We start from the raw sequence: 19,466 nt of genomic DNA, 5'->3' as shown, positions 1-19,466 counted from the left end.
ACTATAAAAAAGGTTAAAATTAATTCTAAAACTGCTCAAAATTATTGTGTTATAAGTTCTAGTTCAACAGGAATAAACTGTGGAACCATTTCCTTTTTTACAATTTTATCAGCCGCTTCGATTCCTTTAGCACCAATTTCTGCTGGTTTTTGAGCAACGGTTGCAGCAAGTTTACCCTCTTTAACAGCTTTCACTGCATCTTCAGTGGCATCAAAACCAACGATTATAACATCAGTTTTATCAGATGCTTCAATAGCTTTTAGAGCTCCAAGGGCCATTTCATCATTATGAGCAAAAACAGCATTAACTTCAGATTGAGCTTGTAAAATATTTTCCATGACATTAAGTCCTTTAGTTCTATCGAAGTCAGCAGCTTGTTTTGCAACTATATCCAATTTATTCTGAGCAGCCTTGTTAAATCCTTTTCCTCTATCACGAGCGGCAGTTGTACCAGGAATTCCTTCTAATTCTACCACTCTATTATTTTTCCCATTTAATTTTTCAACGATAAAGTTTCCTGCCAATTCTCCACCGGCAACATTATCAGAGGCAATGTGAGTAACTACTGTTCCACCATTAGATGCTCTATCTAAAGTTACAACTGGAACTTTATTACGATTGGCAGCTTTAACAGCTGACACAACAGCATCTGAATCAGTTGGATTTATTAAAAGAACATCAATACCTTTAATAAGTAAATCTTCGACATTTCCAAGCTCTTTAGAAGGATCATTTTGAGAATCTAAAATAACGATTTCATGCCCCATCTCCTTGGCTTTTGAGACAGCACCTTCTTTTAATGTAACGAAGAATGGATTGTCTTGCGTTGAAACAACTAGCCCCACTTTAGCGGCTTCAGCAATTGTTCCTATACTTAAAGCAAGAGTCATAAATCCTAAAAATTTTAATTTGTTTTTCATAATAATCACACCACCCATATAAATTTATTTAGAAGATTTTTTATCAATTAAAACAGCTATAAGAATAACTAAGGCCTTAACCATCATCTGATAATAAGATGATACATTTAAAAGATTTAAAGCGTTTCCAAGAACTCCGATAATGATTGCTCCAAGCGCAGTTCCAGTAATAGTTCCAACACCACCAGCAAGAGAGGTTCCACCTAGAACAACAGCAGCTATGGCATCAAGTTCGTATCCAGTTCCAGCAGTGGGTTGAGCGGAACCTAGTCTTGAAGTGACGATAACTCCAGCCAGAGCTGAAAGAGCTCCACAAACACCGTAAACTAAGGTTTTATATTTAGAAGTATTTACTCCCGAAAGTTTAGTAGCCTCTTCATTTCCTCCAATAGCGTAGATATATCTACCAAATTTAATATCATTTAAGATATAGTATCCGGCGATGAACAGGGCAATCATAATATAGATTGGAATTGGAATATCAAAAAAATAACCTCCCCCGATATTATCAAAGAAATCTCCACCATCTCTTACAGGGATCGGCTTACCGTCAGTGAAAACTAAGGTGGCTCCTCTCAGAAGAGTCATAGTAACCAAGGTAACTATAAAGGGTTGAAGTTTAGCATACGATATAAGTAAACCATTGAAAATTCCAAAAAGTCCACCAATAACAATAGCTATAATAATAGCTAAAATCGGATTTATGCCATGGGCAATTAAACTTGCTCCAAAAGCTCCAGTTAAAGCTAAAATAGAGCCAACGGAAAGGTCGATTCCACCAGTTAAAATAACTAAAGTCATTCCAATTGCAATAACTGAGTTTATAGACGTTTGTCTTAAAACATTTAAGATATTATTGACTGATAAAAATCTCGGATTTAAAAAAGAAACTATTATAGAAAAAACAATCAATCCTATTAAAGGTTTGTTGTTATATATTTTTTTTAACATTGTTTATTCAACTCCTACTGCATATCTCATTATTTTTTCTTGAGTAAACTCATCCTTAGAAAGAGTTCCACTTATTTTGTGCTCGTGGATAACCATAATTCTATCGCTTAATCCCATTACTTCGGGCATTTCAGAAGATATCATAATAATGCTAAGTCCCTTTTTCTTTAGCTCATTGATAACATCATAAATTTCTTTTTTAGCACCAACATCCACACCTCTAGTGGGTTCATCTAAAATTAGAATTTTTGGATTAGTCAAAAGAGCCTTCGCAATAGCTACTTTTTGTTGATTTCCACCACTTAGATTTTTAATAATTTGATTAGGTGAGGGAGTTTTTACTCCAAATTTTCTAATATATTCATCAACGGATTTGTTTTCAGCATTTTTATTTAAACCTAATCTACTTGAGAAGAATTTTAAAGATGAAAGAGTCATGTTTTCTTTAACGCTTAATCCTAGCACTAATCCATCTCCTTTTCTATCTTCTGAAACGTAAGCAATTCCATGATTTACACCAGATTCAGGAGAATCAATAAAAACCTCTTTCCCTTCTATAAAAACTTTACCAGAGAATTTTTTATAATATCCATAGATAGTCTTCACAAGCTCACTTCTTCCAGCTCCCATAAGACCAGCAATACCTAGAATCTCTCCTTGTTTTAGAGTGAAAGAGGAATTTTTCACATATTTTCCGCAAAGATTTTCAACTCTTAAAACTTCAGCTCCGGGAGTTACAGAAACATTTGGGAACTGTTCACTTAAAGTTCTTCCAACCATTTTTTCAATAATATAGTTTTCATCAATATCTTTAACCTCAGCTTCAGATATGAATTTACCATCCCTTAAAATAGTTATATCATCACAAATAGCTGGAATTTCTTTTAACCGGTGAGATATATAAATAATACTTTTTCCTTCTGATGTGAGTTCTTTAATAACTTTGAAAAGACTTTCAGTTTCTTTATCAGTTAGAGCGTCTGTAGGTTCATCCATAACAATTAACTTAGCGTTTTGTGAAAGAGCCTTAGCAATTTCAACCATCTGCATTTTCCCTATTGTTAAATCTTTTATTAAAGTTTTTTCACTGTCTTCAACATTGAGAAGACTTAAAATAGATCTAGCCTCTTCATGCATAAGAGCCCAGTCAATTTTTCCAAAACTATTTGTAAGTTCTCTTCCTAAAAATATATTTTCAGTTATATTCATATGTTGAATCAGATTTAGTTCTTGGTGTATAATAGCGATTCCCGATTCTTGTGAATCTTTGGTTCCTTTAAAGGCTACTTCGTTGCCACGGTAAAAAATAGTTCCTGAATCTTTAGTATAGATACCAGTCATTATTTTCATGAGTGTTGATTTTCCAGCTCCATTTTCTCCCATTAAGGCCATAACTCTTCCCTTGTAAGCATTTAAACAAGCACCATCAAGTGCTTTTACACCAGGAAACGATTTACAGATATCTTTCATTTGTAAAATAATTTCTTTATTCATTTAGAAAACTACTCCCGACTTTAAAATGATATTTGCATAAGGAGTACACTCTCCAGTTCTGACAATTACTTCACTATCCTTTGTAATCTCCTTAAACTCTGTATGAGGGACTTCGATAATTTTAGGATCCATTTCATTTTTTGTGAAAATTTCCAAAATTTCGTTGTAAATTTTAGGATTAATAGTTTTAATTTCAGAAGCTAAAATAATCTCTTCAACCATCATCTCACTTAGAATTGCATCGAGAGTTTTTATAAAGCTAGGATATCCAGCCTCAATAGCTAAATCTATTCTTTTTACACCTTTTGGGAATGGAAGACCTGCGTCACAAAGCGTTATATGGGATGTATGACCTATTTTAGCGATTTCATAAGAAAGCTCACTGTTTAAAAGTTTTCCTTTTTTCATAAATTTATTCTCCTTTAAAATTTAATACTTCTTCGAGAGTTGGAATTGATGTTTGAGCTCCAATTCTAGTAACAGATATAGCAGCAACTTTTGTTCCTCTATCGATAGACTCTTCGAAATTTAAACCAGAAGCAAGTCCATTTACAAAACCACCAATGAAACTGTCTCCAGCAGCAGTTGTATCGATAGCTTTTACCCTATAGGCAGGAAATGCCTTTCTTTCTACTTTACTTATATACATACATCCTTTACTTCCTAAAGTAACGATAAGACCTTTGACACCTTTTTTTAAAAGAACGTCTGCAGCATTTATAACGCTTTTTTCATCAGTAATGGACATTTCAGATAGAAGTTCCAATTCTGTTTCATTAGGAATTATGTAATCAGAATTTAAAATAATTTCTTCATCTAATTTAGTAGCAGGAGCTGGATTTAAAATAGTTATTTTTCCAAACTCTTTAGCTTTTTTTAATGAATATTTAACTGTTTCTATTGGAATTTCAAGTTGAGTAACAAGAATATCACAATTTTTAATAGCATCTAAATGTCTATCTATATAAGAGCTATCGACTTCATAATTAGCTCCCGGAACAACAATAATTCTATTTTGCCCATTCTCCTCTACTATAATCTTGGCAATTCCAGTAGTTTCATCACAATACTCTATATTAGAAATATCTATTCCATCTTTCTTCATAGAATCTAGAAGAATATCTCCCATTCCTTCCCTACCTATTTTTCCAAGCATAGAAACGGGAGATTTCATTTTCCCCATAGCAACAGCTTGATTAGCTCCTTTTCCACCGGGAATTTGCATGAACTTTTTACCTAAAAGAGTTTCACCACCACGAGGTGCTCTTTCACAAATTGTAACTAAGTCCATATTAATACTTCCAATAACGACAATTTTTTTCATGTTAAAATCTCCTTACGAATTAGTTAATTCGATCAATTAGTGTACACAACAAATTAAAAAAAACTTGATACATTTAATTTAGCACACTAAAAAAGTAATGTCAATAAAATAAAAACTGAAACTTTGTGAAAAAGTTTCAGTAATTTTTATTGCTATTTAGTTGGAAAAGTTACCTCTACACGATTTTGGTATGCGTTTTTTAATGCTCCTAAAATATCTCCATGGCTATCTCTTAAGCTCATTGTAGCTCCTGCAGTTATATCGGCAACTTCTGCTTTTTCGGTTTCAGTTAGTTTAGCATATTTTTCTTTATCTTTCTCGTTTGTACTAGTCTTTTTAAGCGGTCTACCATTGACATCTGAATATAATTTTGTGAAAATAATTTCTAATTCATCAACTGTTTTACCTTTAAATTTTTCTTGAAAAAAGTCCATTTGTTTGTTCCATTCATTTCTTGGATTCATTCCATAACTAGCTCCACGTTCTCTTTTAGTTTTCCAGCTGTTAACTTCATGAGCTATGTTAGTAGGAGTATTTTCAGTTTTACCAATAACTTTTTTAGTTTGATGGTCAGTTAAATTGTGCCCTTCAGTTCCAGGCCATCCTGAAAAATGTGGCATACTTTCACCATCATAGTTAGGGGTACTAATCTCTAAAGCGTCGACTATAGCATTTACAATTTTTCCATCAGCGTCGAAAATTACAGCTGCATCCACATAGTTAAAGCTATAAACTTCTTGTCCTTCACTATCTTTACCAGGTCCAACTCTAAAATTTGTTGAATGTCCTAACCCCTGATAAATTTTAGTTTCAGCTGCAAAAGATGTGATAGACCCACAAAGTATAAGAGCAGAAAGAGATAGAGGTAACCATTTTTTTATCATTAAAATCACTCCTTTTGAAAATAGATTTAGTTGCTAAGTAATACGTATATACCTTATTTTATTTGAAAAAACAAGAAAAAATTTTTTTTAAAGGATTTGCTTAGAATGAAAAGAATAATGTAACATAAAAACAATTTGGATGCAGGAGGATATTATGCTATACAAAAGAGAAAACAGTGGGAAGAGGAGGGGAATTTAAAATGGTAGATTTAACAAATAATAAACTTGGATTTTGGAGTATTTTCTTTTTAGGAATAAATTCAATAATAGGATCGGGAATTTTTCTTTTACCAAATAAAGCTTATGCTGATGTAGGATTAGCTAGTTTAATAGTAATTTTAATAAATGCGGTGTTGGCACTATTTTTGGCCCTTTGTTTTGCTGAAACAGCAAGTATATTTGATAAAAATGGATCATCTTTTGTTTATGCAAAGGAGGCATATGGAAATTTTATAGGGTTTGAGATTGGAATTTTTGCATGGTTCATAGGTATTATCAGTTGGGCAGCAGAGATTCAAGGTTTTTTAACGGCATTGGGGGGGATGTATCCTACAGCTGTTGATCCCTATTATAATAAATTATTCGTTATAATCATTGGAGTTTTTTTAGGAGTGATGAATTATTTAGGAGTCAAATTTTCAAAAATACTTAATAATCTTATAACAGTAAGTAAGTTATTGCCTTTGATATTGTTTGTTTTTATAGGAATATTTTTTATAAAAGGAGCAGACTTTTTCCCAATGCTTCCTAAGATAGAGTTGGGGCTTTCAACAGGAAATTTGGGAGTTGCTACATTAGTTATATTCTATGCATTTACTGGATTTGATTTATTAGCAGTAGCAGCGGAGGATATGGAAAATCCAACAAAAAATTTACCAAAAGCTATAATATGGGTTATGATGTTTTGTTCTGTTTTTTATCTATTAATTATGATAGTGTGTATTGGATTATTGGGACCAAAATTAGGACTGACTTCGGTTCCAATAGCAACAGCCACAGCAACAATTTTTGGGAGCTCAGGTTTTGCATTTATAACAATAGCCACATTGATTTCAATTGGTGGAATAACGATAGCTCTTTCTTTTATTGCTCCAAGGTCAATTCAAGCCTTAGCGGATAGTAAGTATGTACCAGAGATTTTCAATAAGAAAGGTAGATATGGCACTGCAGGTTTTGCAATTCTATTGACAACAGCAATAGCTGTTGGTTTAGCTCTCTATGGAAATTTTATATTTTTAGCGAGTCTTACAGTTATAGCTCGTTTAATTGAATTTATATCCACAGCGGGGTCTGTTCTCGTTTTTAGAAGAAAAAAATTAAAAGCATTATATAGAATGCCTTTAGGACCAACTATTCCTATAATAGCTATGATATTGTCTATATGGCTATTGAGTCAATCATCTTATGAAAATATATTTTTTATTGTGATAGGATTCTTAATAGGAGCGATATTGTATGCAACTTATGCCAAGAAAAGAATGAAAGAAAAGTAAATTTAATAAAATAGGAGTAAAAATGGTAGAAAAATTATTATAGTTTTTCTACCATTTATTTTTTTGCTTTGACAATTGGAGAATAATTATTGCAGATTTAAAAAATATAATGTATTTTTAAATAGTTAAAAATTTAAGGAGGTGCATTAGTGGAATTTTTAAATAATGCTTATAATGAAATATTATCTTTTTTAATTTTAACCTCTCCAATATTTTTAAAAAAGATAGTGCTATTGGTTATATTATATATAACTTATAAACCAATAAAAAATATATGTTTAAGGGGATTTGAAAAGATTTCAAAAATAAAAAAGCTAGATCCATTACTAATACATTTTTTAGAATCTATAGTAAATCTATTAATCTATGTTTTTTACTTGTTGAATGTAATTCAAATATTAGGGATTGAAATGACTTCAATACTAGCGATAATAGGATCTATAGGTATCGGAGTTGGACTAGCTCTGAAGGGAAGTTTGTCTGATTTAGCAGGAGGGATTCAAATATTAGTTTCAAGGACATTCACTAAAGGTGATTATATCTCAGCTTGCGGAGTAGAGGGAATAGTTCAGAAAATTACTTTTTTATATACGATTTTATTTACAGTGGATAATAAACAAATTGTAATTCCAAATGGAAGATTATCAGGAGAAGTTGTGGTAAATTATGCTTTTAATAAAGAGAGAAGAGTTGATTTAGTATTTTCAGTTTCCTATGAAACTAATATAGAAAAGGTTAAAGAATTAATAGTTGACATATTAAAAAATCATGATTTGATTATTCAAGAAAAAGATCTTTTTGTTAGATTAGGAAAACATAACTCTAGTTCTTTAGATTTTAATGTTAGAGTATGGACACTAAAAGAAAATTATTGGAATGTTTATTTTGATCTTCAGGAACTTGTTAAAAAGAGATTTGATGAGGAAGGAATTGAAATTCCTTATCAAAAAATTGATGTGTATCAAAAATAATGTGGTTAGAGAGAACAAACATTTTAAAATTTATTTTTGTTGCGGATTTATTAAAAAAACTGTTATCTTAAGAACTACAGTATTTTATTTTTTAGGAGGGATTTTTTATGAAAAAATTATCATTAATTTTGGGAGCTTTATTAGCTGTGGGGACAGTGGCTCAAGCAAAAGAACAGATGATAGTAGCGCCACCAGTGGTTGAGGAAGTAGCGATAGTTGAACCAGTGGCACCAGTAGTGGAAGAGATTGTAGTACAAGACACTTTTAGACCATCTGGATACGTAGGATTGGAGTATAAGGCTTATGGTAATACAGAAGGGCATGGCGATAAGATAAAGCATATTCCGTTGCCACAAGATGAGTGGCATAGGGGAGCAAACAAATATTCAAGATTACAGACGACATTTGGAGTTCAGGCAACAGAAAACTTCAGATTAGAAGGAAGGGTAAGAGATTATAGTGATTTAGAAAAAAATGATAACAGTAGAGTTAATAAGAAGACAGGAACAGAGACAAGATTAAGAGGATTTTATAAACATTCAGATCTGTTGACTTCAAGAGTTGAATATAAGGATTATACCTCAAATGATGAGTTATATGCGTATCAACTGAGAGTGACACCGTATAGAAATGAAGGTGGTATTGTGGATATGTTTACGATAGCACCAAAGTATGCATATAAAAAATATAAAAATGGAACAGATTATAGAAATACAGTTGGAGCAGACATATATTTAACAGGAAATTTACCGTTAGGATTCACATGGGAAAATAATATATATTTGGATTATAATATGTATAATAAAGATGTTCTAGTGAAAGGGATAGATAATAGTGGTAGATTACAAAAAAAAGATAAAGAGTTTGTAGCGACATGGGAATTCTATCTATATAATACTGTTGCTCTGTATACAGCTGACTCATATAAAGTTGATTTCAATTTTGAGGGAGGATACGATCCGTATGTGTTGACTCAGTATAAAGGACAAAATTTAGTTGAAGGAATATTGAGAAAGGATAAAGAAAGCTATAGTTTGTATACATCAATGGATATCTCATTAACATATAATGTAACAGATTATTTAACAATAAAGACAGGAGCAGGAGCAGAGTATAGAAACTGGGATATCGAGACTAGATCTAGGGCAAAAAATTGGAGATGGCAACCATTTGCTTACGCAGCTATGAACGTTAAATTTTAATTAAAAATATTATAAAATGATTGTGTAAAACTTATAAAGCAAGTAAAAAAGATGGGCGATTTATTAACTATCATAACTGATAGAGTAAGTCGCCCTATTATTATATATTTATTTGAATTTTGTTTCTCCATCAAGTGTCATTATAGCTCCATATAAATCAGGTCGTCGGTCTCTAAATAGTCCCCAGAAAGCTCTATAGTCATCAATAGCAGCTAAGTCCAGTTCAGCTACGATAAATCCTTCAGAAGTTCGATCCATCTCTGCAATTTTAGCTCCAGTTTGGTCAGTTATAAAAGATGATCCATAAAATTTAACGCTGATTTCATCTACATGTTCTTGGCCTGTTCTATTAGCACAAACTAAAGGAGTTAGATTGGCACCAGCGTGTCCTTGCATAACTCTTTGCCAATGATCTTTTGTATCCAGTGTTGGGTCACTAGGCTCAGAACCTATAGCTGTGGGATAAAATAGAATTTCAGCTCCCATTAAAGACATACATCTAGCTGCTTCTGGGAACCATTGATCCCAACATATAGCAACACCAATTTTAGCATATTTAGTTTTCCAAACTTTAAAACCAGTATCTCCAATGTTGAAGTAAAATTTTTCTTGATATCCACTTACATCATCAGGTATATGACTTTTTCTATAAACTCCTAAAACTTCTCCATCAGCATCTATTATAGCTATAGAGTTATATCTTGCGCCATGTTTTCTTTCATAAAAACTAATTGGTAGAACAACCTGTAACTCTTTTGCAACTTTTTTAAAGTAATTAACTGCTGTAGCGAGTTCTACTTCTATGGCAAATTGCATATATTCTGCTTTTTCTTTTGCACAAAAATAAACTCTCTCAAACAACTCAGAAATTAGGATTATTTGAGCTCCTTCAGCAGCAGCTGCTCTAACTTGTTTTTCTGCTTTGATTATATTTTCATCAACATTCCATCCGTAAGATAATTGAATTGCTGCTACTTTTACTTTTCTCATTTAAGTTCCCTCCTTCAATTAAAAACTTTTTCCATAAGGCATTTGTTGAGTTATACAGTGAACACATCCACCACCTACAATAATAGGCATTCCATCTACAGGAACTACTTTTCTATCAGGATAAGCTCTTTGGATAGCTTCCAATGCCTTTTTATCAGTTTCTTCAGCGTCGCCACCAAAAATTGGAACGATGACCCCACCAGTTACTGGAAGGTAATTTATGTAGCTCAATGTAAGAAGTTGACCATCATAGTATCTAATAGGAGGTTTTTCAATTTCTATAATTTCAAAAGGTAATCCACTTGCTCTATCTTTAAACTCTTTTAGTATTTTCATATTCTCTTGGAAAATTTCATAATCAGGGTCTTTTTCATCATAACAAGCTTGAATAATAATAACTCCAGGTTTGACAAAACATGCAGTGTTGTCAACATGACCATCAGTTAAATCACCATATAAACCTGATTTTAACCAAATAACTTGCTCTCCACCTAAATATTCTTCAAGTAAAGTTGTCACTTCATCTTTTGTGAATCTAGAATTTCTAGATTTAGTAAGTAAAACAGATTCTGTTGTTAAAATAGTACCTTGTCCATCAGAATGGATTGATCCTCCTTCTAAAGCTAGTGGAGAAGTAAATAATGGAACGTCATAAAATATACTTAAGTGATCAGGAACTCTACCATCATTGTAATGAGTTTGATATTTTTCTCCATAGGATGTAAATCTCCACTTAACTGCTGCAAGTTCTTCATTATCATTTAATAAAAAAGTGGGACCATTATCTCTAACCCATGAATCGTCAATAGGTAAACACAGTACTGTCACTTTTTCTTCACACATCTCTTTAACTTCATGTAAAAGTTCAGCAGGAGCAATCATAACCAACTCTTCAAACTCCGCAATAGCTTTTGCTACATTGGCATATCCTTTTTTAGCTGCATCAACTCCGTCAGGCCAAACGGGAGTTTTACTGTTTTTCCCATCTCTAACAGGCCATTGCATAAAAGTACGTCTTCTTTTTTCCCATTCACCAGGCATTCGATAACCAAGCTCTCTAGGTGTTTTACAACAAGTTCCAAACATAATACTAACCTCCTTGATAGCGATATTGATTTAAGAATAAATTTAATTATTATAAATCACTTGCATTATTCATTTTATTTTTGAGATTTCTTTTTATTTTTTAGAAAATGTTTACATACATATTTAAAAAGATATAAAATTTCAAGGAAAATAACTTGAAAGTCTGAATATTTAGATAAATAATAATTAGGAGAGGTAGATATGGATAATCTTAGGGAGGATTTAACAGCTATCAATGAGAATGATATTTTATATTTAGCGAGTTATGTGGGGAAATTGGTACTGGAATCCGGTGGAGAAACCTATAGAGCAGAGGATATGGTAGACAAAATATGTAATCACTATGGGCTTGAATCCAATTCTTTCGCAGTTTTATCTAGTATTTTAACAACAATAAGAGGAAGAGAGAGACGTTTTTTTACAAATATAGAAAAGATAAGAATGAGAACTATAGATGTGGAAAAAATTTCTAAACTTAGTTCATTGGTACGAGATATAGATAGCTATAGTTTTAAAGAATTTCTTGAAAAATTAAAGGAGATTGATGGCGAACAGGCATATGGGTTTTTATATGTGTTACTAGGTAATTGTATTGCAGCAGGAGCTTTTGCATATTATTTTGGTGGGAATAGAGGAAGCTGTTTTGCAGCAGTTATTGGAGCTATATCAATATCACTTTTAGGATATTTTTCTGCAAAATTAATGATAAACAAATTTTTCTTAAATTTAGTGGGAGGCATGGTTTGTTCTTTTTCAGCATACGCCTGTTTTTTATTAGGGATAATTCCAGAAATTTCAGTAACAATAATTTCCACATTGATGTTACTAGTTCCTGGAATTGCTTTTACAAATTCTATTAGAGATTTAATAACAGGAGATTTAGTTTCAGGAATCGCTAGAGGAGTCGAAGCATTTATGGTAGGGACAGCATTAGCTATAGGGTCTGGAATAACATTATCCATTATAAAAACGTTGGGAGGCTTATTATGAGAGTGATAATTGTTCAAGTTATATCATCAATTATTGCAACTTATGGTTTTGGAATAATATTTAATGTGAAAGGTATGAAGAATTTATACGGAAGCTTTGGTGCTGGAATTGGGTGGTTAGTATATAGTCTATTAAATGAAAGGGGATTTACATATTTTATTTCATACATAGCGGCATCTTCAACAATAACAATATATTCTGAAATTTTATCAAGAAGATTAAAAGTACCAACAGTATCGTTTCTATATCCATGTATGATACCCTTGGTTCCTGGAGGGGGAATATATTATACTATGTACTATATAGTACAAGATAGTATAACAAAAGCAGTAGAAAAAGGGATAGAAACGTTTATCATTTCAGGATCAATCGCAATTGGAATTTTAACAGTATCAACATTTTCGCAAATTTACTACTATATTATGAAAAAAGAGTTAACACAAAACTTATAGGGATTAAATATTAGTGGAATACAAAAAATTATGGTTGGGTGATAAATAATGAAAAAAAAAAATAATTTTTTTTTAAAATGTATTATTGTGGGTATTTTAACTGGTTTTGTTGTGATTATATATAGATTATCTTTAGGAAGAATTAATAAATTTCGAAGAGTATTTTTTGAAAATTTAAAAATAAATTTCACTATTGTCGACGGATTGATAATTTTTTTATTTTTATTAATAAGTTCATTATTAATAGGTTATATAATAACGAAGCATCCGTTATCTCGAGGGGGTGGAGTAGCTTTTGTAAAAGGTGATGTTGAAAATAACATTGATTTTAGTAGTTCCAATAAAATAATTATTAAAGAGATTGTTTTTAAATTGGTTGGAGCTATATTGGGGATTTCCTCAGGACTTTCTTTTGGAATTGAGGGACCATCTATAGAACTTGGCGGAGAAGTAGGACAAGGGGTTGGAAACTATAGTAAAAGTGAAGAAAAAGAGAAAAAATTTTTAATAACTGCTGGAGCTGCGGCGGGGTTGGCTGCAGCGTTTAATGCTCCTTTAACCGGAATAGTTTTTGCTTTTGAACAGATAATAAAGTCTGTTTCACATAAATATCTGGTGGCCATATTAATATCATGTTCTATTGTAGGTTGGTTAACTAATTTGGTTTTTGGAGTAAATCCATTTTTTTATATAGACATAGTTTCACCTCTTAAATCTATGGATTATTGGTTAATTATAGTGTTTGGATTATTGGTTGCTATGATAGGGAAAATATTTTTCTTGACTTCAGCGGTATTAAGAAAAATGAACTCCTTGATAAAAATTCCAATCTATTTTAAACTATTTATCCCACTTTCAATTGGAATAGTTGTCAGCACGTTCTTTTTTGATTTCACAGGAGAGGGATATTTCATAACAGATAAAATTTTGCAATTTGAATATAGTTTATTTTCTCTTGTGTGTATATTTATATTTAAATCACTGTATTTTCTTTATTCAACTTCAACAGATATTCCGGGAGGAACTTTTGTACCTCTTATTAGTATAGGAGCGATAGTTGGTAAGATTTATGGATTTTTAATTGTAACGTATTTGAATTTTCCGCAGGACTATACTATTTTTTTTATTATTTTGGGAATGTCCTTGCTTTTAACTTCAATTGTGAGAGCTCCAATCACTGGAATTATTTTAATTATAGAAATAACAGGGGCAAATGCTCTATTTTATCAATTGGCTTTAGCGACAATATCTGTTTCGTTTTTTTCAGTGTTGTTTAATATGTCACCAATTTACGATTCGGCCTTAAAGCAATATTTGTCTTCGATAGGATATGGAAAATCAAAAGAAAATTAAAAAATATTTTATTTCCAAAAGGAAATGTTACACAAAAAATGAACAATAGGGTATTAATGACAAAAAATATTTTATAGGAGGGTTTGATTATGGCGATCAATGCTGATCTAACTAAAAAACAGTTGACATTATTTGGATTTTTCTCAATAACAGCTTCAATGGTTATGGCTGTTTATGAATATCCAGCTTTTGCAACTTCAGGATTTTCATTACTTTTCTTTTTACTATTTGGTGGAATATTTTGGTTTATTCCAGTTGCGCTTTGTGCGGCTGAAATGGCAACAATTCCGGGATGGGAAACAGGTGGAGTCTTTACTTGGGTTTCGGAATCTTTAGGTGAACGTTGGGGATTTGCGGCAATATTTTATCAGTTTTTCGAAATAACAGTTGGATATATCCCAATGCTTTATTTTATCAATGGATCGTTATCATATCTATTTGACTGGCCTGGTTTAAATATGAGTCCTCACTTAAAACTTATTTCAATTTTGGTTGTATTTTGGATTCTAACATTCTCTCAGCTTGGTGGAACTAAGTATACAGCTAAGATAGCAAGAGTTGGGTTCATATTTGGTATTGTAATACCAGCGATAATCCTAATTGTTTTGGCGATAGCCTATGTTATAGCAGGAAATCCTATACATATGGAAGTTAGTTGGAATTCATTTTTCCCAGATTTTTCTAACATTAACTCTTTAGTTATTTTAGTATCATTTATCTTAAGTTATATGGGAGTTGAAGCTTCAGCTTCTCACGCTAACGAAATGGCTAATCCTAAAAAGCAGTACCCAATCGCTGTATTTATGTTGGTTATTATAGCTATTGTTATAAGTTCTGCAGGAGGATTATCGATAGCTACAGTTATTCCATTAAATGAGATAAATCTGAGTGCTGGAGTTAATCAAACTTTTGCAACATTAATTAATCATTATGGAAATAATTTAGATTGGATTGTTAGGATTATAGCTGCATTTATCGGACTTGGAGTTCTAGCGGAAATCAGTGCTTGGATAGTTGGACCGTCAAGAGCTATGTATGTAGCAGCACAAAAAGGGATTTTACCGCCAATGTTTAAAAAAGTTAACAAACATGATGTGCCAGTTCCTTTAGTAATGCTTCAAGGAGTTATTGTAACTATTTGGGCAATTGTTTTAACATTAGGTGGTGGTGGAAATAATATGTCCTTCATGACAGCAATGTCGTTAACAGTGGTTATTTACTTAATGACATATTTCTTACTATTTATAGGATACTTAGTGTTAGTTTTAAAAAGAAAAACAACAGATGCACAGGCGGGATATCAGATTCCAGGCGGAGTTGTATTCAAGTGTATTGTAGGGGCAGCAGGATTTTTAACATCTTTGTTTGCTTTTATAATATCGTTCTTTCCACCAAGTAATATTCCGGGTGGAAATACAGGTGAATATGAAACTATATTGACTATAGGATTTATAGTTGTTTTGGTTCTTCCATTTATAATATATGAATTTAGAGATAAAAAAAATGCGACAGGAATAGAACCTACAAGAATTACAACAGCAAACGCTCCTGAGCACCATTTCTTTGGACATCCTAAAGCGAGAGGAGAGTTCCATATTACTCCACATCCAGATGATATAATCGATCAAGATGATGGAGCTAAAAAAGTTGATGATCAAAAAGAGGTTGATATTCAGAAAGAAAGTGCGGAGAAAAAAGAGGTTGAAACTAAAGCAGAAGTTGATAAGGACAAAGAAGCAGAGAAAGAGGAAAAATAAAAGTAGTTAAATGTGGAGGAAAAAATGAATCAAGATGTATTGAGTAAGATAGTTGAAAACAATAAGGGACTAGTATCTCAAGGTGCTGTGGCAACATATATACCAGAGCTAGCTAAAGTTAATAAAAATTACTTAGGTGCAGTTATTGCATTTCCAGATGGAAGTATGTTGTCTGCTGGAGATACAAAAATTAGATTTGCCATAGAGAGTATATCTAAAACAGTTGTTCTAGCTTTGGCTTTGTTAGATAATGGAGAGGACGGAGTATTTAAGCACGTTCATAAAGAACCTTCAGGAGATTCTTTTAATTCGATAAAAAAACTTGAAACAGAGTCTGATCACTTGCCAAGGAATCCATTTATAAACGCAGGAGCTATTATGACAGCTTCTTTAATAAAAGGAAAAAATCCGGAAGATAAATTTAATAGAATTTTAGAATTTATGAAGAAAATAAGCGAAGATGATTCTCTAGAGTTAGCTACAGATATCTATTTAAGCGAAAAGGCTACTGGTGATATAAACCGAGCTTTAGCTTATTATATGAAAGGACAAGGTGTCTTAAAGGGAGATATAGAAGAGATTCTAGATGTTTACTTTAAACAATGTTCAATATATGTAACTACAGAAAGCCTGGCTAAAATTGCAAGATTTTTTGCAGGAGGTGGAGTTTTATCGAATGGTGAAAGAGTTATTCCTAAAAAGTATGCACAGATAGTTAATGGTTTAATAGCAACTTGTGGAATGTATGATCAAAGTGGAACATATTTGGATAATGTTGGAATTCCGGGAAAATCTGGAGTTGGTGGAGGTATAATTTCACCAGTGTCAAGTAAAAAAATAGGTATTGCGGTATTTGGACCAGCATTAGATGCTGAGGGAAATAGTGTTGCAGGTATAGGCATAATGAAAGATATCTCAAAAGAGATGGAACTAGACATGTTTTAAAAAATTAAGAAGGGTCTCTTAATCAAGAGACCTTTTTGAAATAGGAGGTATATCTATGTTTCAAGGTGTAGTGCACGGAAATGTGGCCTTTATGGTGATAGCAACAGTGTTGGTATTTTTTATGACTCCTGGATTGGCATTTTTTTATGGAGGATTGGTAGAAAAAAAACACTCATTAACTTTGATGTTACAAATTTTTATCTCTATAGGAGTTGTAACTATAATGTGGGTTTTTGGAGGATTTAGCTTAGTATTTGGAAAAACAATAGGTGGAATAATTGGAAACCCATTTCAATTCATGAATTTTAAAGATGTAATTTTTCAAGTAAATACAACTTATGGGTTGACAATTCCATTTTTAATGTTTTTCATGTATCAATTAATGTTCGCAATAATAACATTACCTTTGATGACAGGTTCAATAGTTAATAGAATAACTATGGGGGCCTGGATAAAATATCTTGTTATTTGGATGATTTTGGTTTACTTTCCTGTAGCACATTGGATATGGGGAGAAGGATTTTTAGCAAAAATGGGATTTGTAGATTTTGCCGGAGGAACTGTCATTCATGTTTCGGCGGCATTTTCTGGATTAGGTGCACTTTGGGTTCTTGGAAGAAGAAAGGTTATAACTGGAAAAGGACCTTTTAATATGGGACTTGTAGCTATTGGAGCTGGAATATTAATGTTTGGGTGGTTTGGATTCAATGCCGGAGGAACTTTAGCTGCTGCAGGGACAACAGCAATTGTTTTCACAAATACTGGCGTGGCTTGTGCAAGTGGTATGATTGTGTGGGCGATAATGTCCTATTCAGAAAAGAAAAAATTTTCATTTTTAGATCCTTTAGTTGGAGCAGTCGCGGGGTTAGCTACGGTAACACCAGCTTCGGGTTATGTAACACCACCGTCAGCACTGTTAATAGGAGCAATTGCAGGAATTGTGTGTTTCTATGCAATAAAAATACCAAGAAAAATGCAGTGGGATGATGTTTTAGATGTATGGGGAGTTCATGGTGTTGGTGGTTTTACAGGAACTGTATTGATTGGATTATTAGCAAATGGAATGGTAAATGAAGTTTCAGCTAGTATTCATCAATTATGGGTTCAATTGTTTGGAGCAGCATTGGTTGGAATATATTCTATAGTTGTTTCATACTTAATAATGAAATTTCTAGATAAAACATCTAATATAAGGGTAACAAAAGAGGAAATTGAAAAAGGATTAGATGAAAGTTTATTGAATGAAAAATATAGTGACGATTAAAAAATAAATTAATAGAATCCGTAAACGATTGTTTTTATTAAGATATTTTGTTACTATTGTATTAACCTTTCTAAATTTTTGTTCAAAAAATACAAAAATCTCTCTAAATATTTTTAGGGAGATTTTTTATTATCTAAAAAATTATTGAGTTTGTTTCTAGTCTTCTTACAAATATCTCTTTAAATTACACGTATAGCGTGAAAAAATCGTGTATATACAACATAATTCCGCTAGTGGAATGACAAACTTTGAAGCATTTGATACACTAAGAATGTGATACAAATATTTGTTTGAACCTTAGTTCAAAAAAACTACGAAACTATACGGCTATATATATATTTCAGACAAATTATTTTAGTTATAACTTTATATTCATTTTATTCTATATGTGGATAAATCCACATAATTAAATATATAATCCAGTAATTTAAGCTATATTTTTTATAGCTTTTTTTATTTTTTATGATGTTTGTTTAGAATAATACCTAAATAAACATAATGGTTTAAATTTTTGTTTAATGGGTGGTTGGAATGTGGATTGAGAATTTAAATTTATCATTGAAGGAAAAGCAAAAACTTAAAAATGTATTAAATGAAAGCAGAATTGTTAATATCAATTTTATGCAGAATATTATCTATCTATCCTTACAAAATTCGAAAATAGTGCTTTTAAGGAATTCAACAGAGGAACTTTTCAAAGAGTTAAAAAAAAATGTAGAGAAAAACTTCTTATTGAGAGAAAAAGTAAAAAAAACTAATAAAAGAAAAGCGGGTGACTGGACTGAGGAAGAGATTGAGTATTTAAAGTATAATTTTTATGATACCGATATAGATTCACTGTCATTGCATTTAAAAAAGAGTCAGTATCAAATTTCATTAAAGGCAATAGAGATGAAACTGGTTGGTGCTAGAGAATGGAGTAGTAGAGAAATAGAATATCTAGAAAAAAATGTGGACTTGCCTAACTATAAATTAGCTAAAATTTTAAAAAGAAGCTTAAGTTCAGTAAAGGCAAAGAAACGAGTTTTAAGAATGAGAAAAGGAAAGGGATGTTATTTGTGATTTGGCTAAGAAAATATAAAAAAAATATTTTAATATGTTTATTTACTTTTATCTCTTTAGATAGTTATTCGTTTAGATTACAAAATATATATTTTAATCAAAGAATGGACAGTGAAAATGGAGGATACAGAGAGTTCTATATCACAAATGAGTATTTGACTCGACAGAGATATAAAGTGAATGTACTATCTGGAACTTCAAATAATGGAGCAAACTTTGTAGAAGTTTATCCGAAAGTGGTAACAATTAATCCTCAGTCTAAAGAGACGGTCAAAGTTTTCGCGAAAGTCCCTCAAAATACTAAGAATGGTGAGTATGATTTTAAATT

19 protein-coding genes are annotated in these 19,466 nt (G+C 31.8%); 11 read left to right on the top strand and 8 right to left on the bottom strand.

The window, feature by feature from the left end; all coding sequences use genetic code 11:
• Window positions 1-41: 41 nt before the first annotated feature.
• The 6 genes from rbsB to ACWI69_RS07440 all read right to left on the bottom strand — a co-directional run bounded on the left by rbsB (window position 42) and on the right by ACWI69_RS07440 (window position 5,573).
• Window positions 42-920: a ribose ABC transporter substrate-binding protein RbsB gene (rbsB, locus tag ACWI69_RS07465; RefSeq protein WP_448821212.1), complete on the bottom strand. Its 879-nt coding sequence runs from the start codon at window positions 918-920 to the stop codon at window positions 42-44.
• A 24-nt stretch (window positions 921-944) separates the two neighbouring features.
• The gene (gene rbsC / locus ACWI69_RS07460) at window positions 945-1,871 is read right to left on the bottom strand and encodes a ribose ABC transporter permease (RefSeq protein WP_448821211.1); all 927 of its coding nucleotides are present in this window, start codon (window positions 1,869-1,871) and stop codon (window positions 945-947) included.
• 3 nt (window positions 1,872-1,874) lie between these two features.
• Window positions 1,875-3,365 (bottom strand): ribose ABC transporter ATP-binding protein RbsA, encoded by a 1,491-nt coding sequence (gene rbsA / locus ACWI69_RS07455; RefSeq protein WP_448821210.1) that lies wholly within the window; start codon window positions 3,363-3,365, stop codon window positions 1,875-1,877.
• Window positions 3,366-3,773 (bottom strand): D-ribose pyranase, encoded by a 408-nt coding sequence (gene rbsD, locus ACWI69_RS07450; RefSeq protein ID WP_448821209.1) that lies wholly within the window; start codon window positions 3,771-3,773, stop codon window positions 3,366-3,368.
• Between the two features lie 4 nt (window positions 3,774-3,777).
• Complete coding sequence (gene rbsK, locus ACWI69_RS07445; protein ID WP_448821208.1) at window positions 3,778-4,689, bottom strand: ribokinase; 912 nt, start codon at window positions 4,687-4,689, stop codon at window positions 3,778-3,780.
• Window positions 4,690-4,841: 152 nt separating this feature from the next.
• The gene (locus ACWI69_RS07440) at window positions 4,842-5,573 is read right to left on the bottom strand and encodes an FMN-binding protein (RefSeq protein WP_448821207.1); all 732 of its coding nucleotides are present in this window, start codon (window positions 5,571-5,573) and stop codon (window positions 4,842-4,844) included.
• Between the two features lie 200 nt (window positions 5,574-5,773).
• Between ACWI69_RS07440 and ACWI69_RS07435 the strand changes: the two genes are divergently transcribed.
• From ACWI69_RS07435 to ACWI69_RS07425, 3 genes are all read left to right on the top strand, one after another.
• Complete coding sequence (locus ACWI69_RS07435) at window positions 5,774-7,066, top strand: APC family permease (protein WP_448821206.1); 1,293 nt, start codon at window positions 5,774-5,776, stop codon at window positions 7,064-7,066.
• 149 nt (window positions 7,067-7,215) lie between these two features.
• Window positions 7,216-8,037, top strand: coding sequence for a mechanosensitive ion channel family protein (locus tag ACWI69_RS07430; protein WP_448821205.1), 822 nt, complete (start codon window positions 7,216-7,218; stop codon window positions 8,035-8,037).
• 107 nt (window positions 8,038-8,144) lie between these two features.
• Entirely contained in the window at window positions 8,145-9,239 is a 1,095-nt protein-coding gene (locus ACWI69_RS07425) for a FomA family porin-like outer membrane protein (RefSeq protein ID WP_448821204.1), read from the top strand.
• 108 nt (window positions 9,240-9,347) lie between these two features.
• Here ACWI69_RS07425 and aguB read toward each other — a convergent pair whose 3' ends face one another.
• Both aguB and ACWI69_RS07415 read right to left on the bottom strand, forming a co-directional pair.
• Window positions 9,348-10,229 (bottom strand): N-carbamoylputrescine amidase, encoded by an 882-nt coding sequence (gene aguB, locus ACWI69_RS07420; RefSeq protein ID WP_448821203.1) that lies wholly within the window; start codon window positions 10,227-10,229, stop codon window positions 9,348-9,350.
• A gap of 18 nt (window positions 10,230-10,247) precedes the next feature.
• Window positions 10,248-11,315: an agmatine deiminase family protein gene (locus ACWI69_RS07415; RefSeq protein WP_448821202.1), complete on the bottom strand. Its 1,068-nt coding sequence runs from the start codon at window positions 11,313-11,315 to the stop codon at window positions 10,248-10,250.
• Between the two features lie 201 nt (window positions 11,316-11,516).
• Between ACWI69_RS07415 and ACWI69_RS07410 the strand changes: the two genes are divergently transcribed.
• The 8 genes from ACWI69_RS07410 to ACWI69_RS07375 form a co-directional block, all read left to right on the top strand.
• Complete coding sequence (locus tag ACWI69_RS07410) at window positions 11,517-12,305, top strand: threonine/serine exporter family protein (protein ID WP_448821201.1); 789 nt, start codon at window positions 11,517-11,519, stop codon at window positions 12,303-12,305.
• Window positions 12,302-12,757 (top strand): threonine/serine exporter family protein, encoded by a 456-nt coding sequence (locus ACWI69_RS07405; RefSeq protein WP_448821200.1) that lies wholly within the window; start codon window positions 12,302-12,304, stop codon window positions 12,755-12,757. Before ACWI69_RS07410 ends, ACWI69_RS07405 begins: the two co-directional genes overlap by 4 nt.
• A 48-nt stretch (window positions 12,758-12,805) precedes the next feature.
• Window positions 12,806-14,110 (top strand): chloride channel protein, encoded by a 1,305-nt coding sequence (locus ACWI69_RS07400; protein ID WP_448821199.1) that lies wholly within the window; start codon window positions 12,806-12,808, stop codon window positions 14,108-14,110.
• Between the two features lie 89 nt (window positions 14,111-14,199).
• Entirely contained in the window at window positions 14,200-15,867 is a 1,668-nt protein-coding gene (gene gadC / locus ACWI69_RS07395) for a glutamate:gamma-aminobutyrate antiporter (RefSeq protein ID WP_448821198.1), read from the top strand.
• A 24-nt stretch (window positions 15,868-15,891) separates the two neighbouring features.
• Window positions 15,892-16,812 carry a glutaminase A gene (gene glsA / locus ACWI69_RS07390; protein WP_448821197.1) on the top strand — a complete coding sequence of 307 codons (921 nt, stop codon included), beginning with the start codon at window positions 15,892-15,894 and terminating at the stop codon, window positions 16,810-16,812.
• 55 nt (window positions 16,813-16,867) lie between these two features.
• Entirely contained in the window at window positions 16,868-18,076 is a 1,209-nt protein-coding gene (locus tag ACWI69_RS07385; RefSeq protein WP_448821196.1) for an ammonium transporter, read from the top strand.
• A 531-nt stretch (window positions 18,077-18,607) separates the two neighbouring features.
• Complete coding sequence (locus ACWI69_RS07380; protein WP_448821195.1) at window positions 18,608-19,138, top strand: hypothetical protein; 531 nt, start codon at window positions 18,608-18,610, stop codon at window positions 19,136-19,138.
• Window positions 19,135-19,466, top strand: a 332-nt coding sequence (locus ACWI69_RS07375; RefSeq protein ID WP_448821194.1) for a hypothetical protein, incomplete at its 3' end; no start/stop codon positions are given. The genes ACWI69_RS07380 and ACWI69_RS07375, both read left to right, overlap by 4 nt.

This window comes from Cetobacterium sp. (assembly GCF_977044495.1).
This window is presented reverse-complemented; position numbering and strand designations above follow the sequence as displayed.

Excerpts from the sequence above, each read along its gene's own strand:
- rbsB (WP_448821212.1), bottom strand. The coding sequence starts at position 920 with ATGAAAAACAAATTAAAATTTTTAGGATTTATGACTCTTGCTTTAAGT.
- rbsC (WP_448821211.1), bottom strand. The coding sequence starts at position 1,871 with ATGTTAAAAAAAATATATAACAACAAACCTTTAATAGGATTGATTGTT.
- rbsA (WP_448821210.1), bottom strand. The coding sequence starts at position 3,365 with ATGAATAAAGAAATTATTTTACAAATGAAAGATATCTGTAAATCGTTT.
- rbsD (WP_448821209.1), bottom strand. The coding sequence starts at position 3,773 with ATGAAAAAAGGAAAACTTTTAAACAGTGAGCTTTCTTATGAAATCGCT.
- rbsK (WP_448821208.1), bottom strand. The coding sequence starts at position 4,689 with ATGAAAAAAATTGTCGTTATTGGAAGTATTAATATGGACTTAGTTACA.
- ACWI69_RS07440 (WP_448821207.1), bottom strand. The coding sequence starts at position 5,573 with ATGATAAAAAAATGGTTACCTCTATCTCTTTCTGCTCTTATACTTTGT.
- ACWI69_RS07435 (WP_448821206.1), top strand. The coding sequence starts at position 5,774 with ATGGTAGATTTAACAAATAATAAACTTGGATTTTGGAGTATTTTCTTT.
- ACWI69_RS07425 (WP_448821204.1), top strand. The coding sequence starts at position 8,145 with ATGAAAAAATTATCATTAATTTTGGGAGCTTTATTAGCTGTGGGGACA.
- aguB (WP_448821203.1), bottom strand. The coding sequence starts at position 10,229 with ATGAGAAAAGTAAAAGTAGCAGCAATTCAATTATCTTACGGATGGAAT.
- ACWI69_RS07415 (WP_448821202.1), bottom strand. The coding sequence starts at position 11,315 with ATGTTTGGAACTTGTTGTAAAACACCTAGAGAGCTTGGTTATCGAATG.
- ACWI69_RS07410 (WP_448821201.1), top strand. The coding sequence starts at position 11,517 with ATGGATAATCTTAGGGAGGATTTAACAGCTATCAATGAGAATGATATT.
- ACWI69_RS07405 (WP_448821200.1), top strand. The coding sequence starts at position 12,302 with ATGAGAGTGATAATTGTTCAAGTTATATCATCAATTATTGCAACTTAT.
- ACWI69_RS07400 (WP_448821199.1), top strand. The coding sequence starts at position 12,806 with ATGAAAAAAAAAAATAATTTTTTTTTAAAATGTATTATTGTGGGTATT.
- gadC (WP_448821198.1), top strand. The coding sequence starts at position 14,200 with ATGGCGATCAATGCTGATCTAACTAAAAAACAGTTGACATTATTTGGA.
- glsA (WP_448821197.1), top strand. The coding sequence starts at position 15,892 with ATGAATCAAGATGTATTGAGTAAGATAGTTGAAAACAATAAGGGACTA.
- ACWI69_RS07385 (WP_448821196.1), top strand. The coding sequence starts at position 16,868 with ATGTTTCAAGGTGTAGTGCACGGAAATGTGGCCTTTATGGTGATAGCA.
- ACWI69_RS07380 (WP_448821195.1), top strand. The coding sequence starts at position 18,608 with ATGTGGATTGAGAATTTAAATTTATCATTGAAGGAAAAGCAAAAACTT.